This is a genomic window from Microcoleus sp. B9-D4 (genome assembly GCF_036705105.1).
Classification (GTDB): Bacteria; Cyanobacteriota; Cyanobacteriia; order Cyanobacteriales; family Microcoleaceae; genus Microcoleus.
Map to the genome: position 1 here is coordinate 1 of NZ_JAUBTS010000148.1, position 2,595 is coordinate 2,595.

Genomic DNA, 2,595 nt, shown 5'->3' on the forward strand with positions numbered 1-2,595 from the left:
ATTTTAGCAAACTTTAGTAGTGGTGGCATTGTCTAGAATACATAGATAATGTTTTTTGTCAATGCGTAAGTCCTATAGCTTATAAAGATGCTCCCAGTCCCGAAACTGCACTGCTTTTAAGGTCTAAATTTCGGCTGCTTTTTGAAACTCCAAGCGGCTATGAATTGTTGGATGAACGCAAACAATTAACTGCGACAAAAGTATCGGAGTTGCTCAGGGTTTTAGAGCATCCTGAATTACCTCTGCACAATAATCCGGCTGAGTTAGCTGCCAGAACTATGGTGCAGCGACGTAATATTAGCTATGCAACTCAGACGATTGAGGGTACTCAGGCCTGGGATACTTTTATGTCTCTTGTTGCCACTACTCGTCAGTTGGGAATCAGTTTTTTTGATTATGTCCGTGACCGAATTTCTCAACTTCGAGTCATTCCCTCTCTATCCACTATTATTCGCGAAAAATCTTCTCTTCATCCCTTGGGCTTGTCTTGGCAACTAGAATAACTGCTCCCCCTATTTATTGAGCCGATACATATCGAACATATTTTCATATTGGGACAAGTTGGGGAGTATCTGAATCAACTATTTGCCGAATTGTAACTGATATCGAATCAACTTTAATGAAAACGGGAAAGTTCCGTATTCCGGGGAAAAAGGAATTACTCAAAGACTCTGATTATCCTGAATTCGTTGTGATGGATGTCACAGAAACAGCGATTGAGCGACAAAAAAAACAGAAAATATATTACTGCGACCAGAAAAAATATCATACTCTAAAAACTCCATTGGTAATTAATCAAGAGACAAGAGAAATTATTTGTACTGCTTTTGGACCAGGGCAGTGCCACGATTTTAACTTATTTTAAAAAAGTAAAACTAATTTTCATCCCGAAACAAATAGCTTACAAGATAGTGGCTATCAAGGGATAAAGGATTATCACACGAATAGTTATATCCTTAGAAAGAAACCAAAAAATGGGAAACTTTCTCGAATATAAAAAGACTACAATCGAGTTTTAGCACAGGAGCGAATCGTGATTGAACACGTTAATCGGAGTCTCAAAATTTTTAAAATATTGTCGAGTCGTTATCGGAATCGCCGTCGCCGTTATGGTCTGCGTTGTAATTTGTTGTCAGCAATTTACAATTATGAGTTAGCTCTAGGGGATTAAATTTAAAACCTATGATTATAACATATATCTTTTTTGCAAGAGGTCTAATATTACAGGTGGAGTCAATCCATAAAGAAAGTTATTGTCATCATTGCGGGACAAAAAGTAATAGATTACATCAAAACCATCGATACCTAGTAAGCTGTGTTGCATCTAGATTGCCTATGGTATTAGAGAGGGAGAGGGGGAGAAGAGGAGAGGGGGAGAGGATTTGACGATTTTTGATCGGGACTCGAAATATACAATTTAAATGCACAACAGCTTAAAAGATTTATCATCGGGAGAAAAGCCAGTATTTTTAGAAATAAACAGACGACAGTTTAAATGTAAAAAATGTGGCAAACCATTTAGCGAAAAATTGGACTTTGTAAACAACCGAAAAACTGATACAAAACGATTAGCAAATACAATTATCAAATCGGTTTTATCAAGTGAGATCCAGAGTGTAGCAAAACAAGGAGTAGTAACCACAGAAGAAATAGAAAGAATGTTGTCAGATGCTTCACAAGAATTATCGTCAAAACCATCAAATTCAAAAAAACTAGGAATTGATGAAATAGCTTTAATCAAAGGTCAAGGAAATTACTGTGCCGTATTAATCGATTTATAAATATCTAAATTGATGACAATTGTTTTAGGAAGAACGCAAGCAGAAATCGATCCAGTGCTTAAATCATGGGGTTCAGAGGTGAAGCGAAAAAATAGAATAAGTAAGTATAGATTTGTGGAAAGGCTACAAAACGCTAGTAAAAAATTTGATGCCAAATGTTCAAGTAGTAGCGGAATAATTTCACGTAATGGTACAAGTTAACAAGGAGTTAGATACACAAACAAAGCGCGAAATCAGGCAAGTAATAGATTTTTAACAAACCTCAAATTTGTCGAAAAAAGCAGCAGAATTTCAAGAGATATTAGAGAAGATAAACGACAATAATTATTCCTTATAAAAATAAAAAGATTTTAAATAAAACTCAAAATATCAAATTAATGGAGGTCAAAAAACTGTGTCCCAATCTTGCAGAAATGCATAAATTAAAAGAAAAATTTCGACAAATATTTGAAAACAAAAAAAATGGTTTAGGGCATTGTTGAGAATTGGAATCTGGCAGAAAAGATCTCAACAATATTTTCCAGATACTGTGAAGACTATTACTAATTGGTTTGACGAGATAATTGCTTACTTTGATAATAGGACAACAAGTGGTATTGTTGAAGGTATTAACAACAAGCTTAAGTTAATAAAACGTTCTGCCTATGGTTTTAGGGATTTTGAAAACTACAAAAATAGATGTTTGTTTACTTGGCATTTTAATTGTTAGTTTGGCATACCAAGTAAGGAAGAACCCACCGGGAGTATGTCACTTTTGTAGTGAGTAATTATACTTATGCAGCTTTTCCCTGATTTCCAATTAACCCGTTCAAGT

General features: G+C 35.0%; 4 protein-coding genes and 1 pseudogene. All 5 read left to right on the forward strand.

The window, feature by feature from the left end:
* Positions 1 to 167: 167 nt before the first annotated feature.
* The 5 genes and pseudogenes from QUB24_RS33140 (at position 168) to QUB24_RS33725 (ending at position 2,490) form a co-directional block, all read left to right on the forward strand.
* Positions 168 to 503, forward strand: coding sequence for a hypothetical protein (locus QUB24_RS33140; RefSeq protein ID WP_333157818.1), 336 nt, complete (start codon positions 168 to 170; stop codon positions 501 to 503).
* Positions 504 to 532: 29 nt separating this feature from the next.
* Positions 533 to 1,171: pseudogene (locus QUB24_RS33145) on the forward strand (transposase family protein); the annotation flags it as partial.
* A gap of 250 nt (positions 1,172 to 1,421) precedes the next feature.
* Entirely contained in the window at positions 1,422 to 1,781 is a 360-nt protein-coding gene (locus QUB24_RS33150) for a transposase family protein (protein WP_333157820.1), read from the forward strand.
* A gap of 12 nt (positions 1,782 to 1,793) precedes the next feature.
* Positions 1,794 to 1,982, forward strand: a complete 189-nt coding sequence (locus QUB24_RS33155) for a hypothetical protein (protein ID WP_333157821.1) — start codon at positions 1,794 to 1,796, stop codon at positions 1,980 to 1,982.
* Positions 1,983 to 2,259: 277 nt separating this feature from the next.
* Positions 2,260 to 2,490 (forward strand): ISL3 family transposase, encoded by a 231-nt coding sequence (locus tag QUB24_RS33725; RefSeq protein WP_445300452.1) that lies wholly within the window; start codon positions 2,260 to 2,262, stop codon positions 2,488 to 2,490.
* Positions 2,491 to 2,595: the final 105 nt, after the last annotated feature.

What these genes read in the sequence shown, in the direction of transcription:
- QUB24_RS33150 (WP_333157820.1), top strand. Translation starts at nt 1,422, where the DNA reads ATGCACAACAGCTTAAAAGATTTATCATCGGGAGAAAAGCCAGTATTT.
- QUB24_RS33155 (WP_333157821.1), top strand. Translation starts at nt 1,794, where the DNA reads ATGACAATTGTTTTAGGAAGAACGCAAGCAGAAATCGATCCAGTGCTT.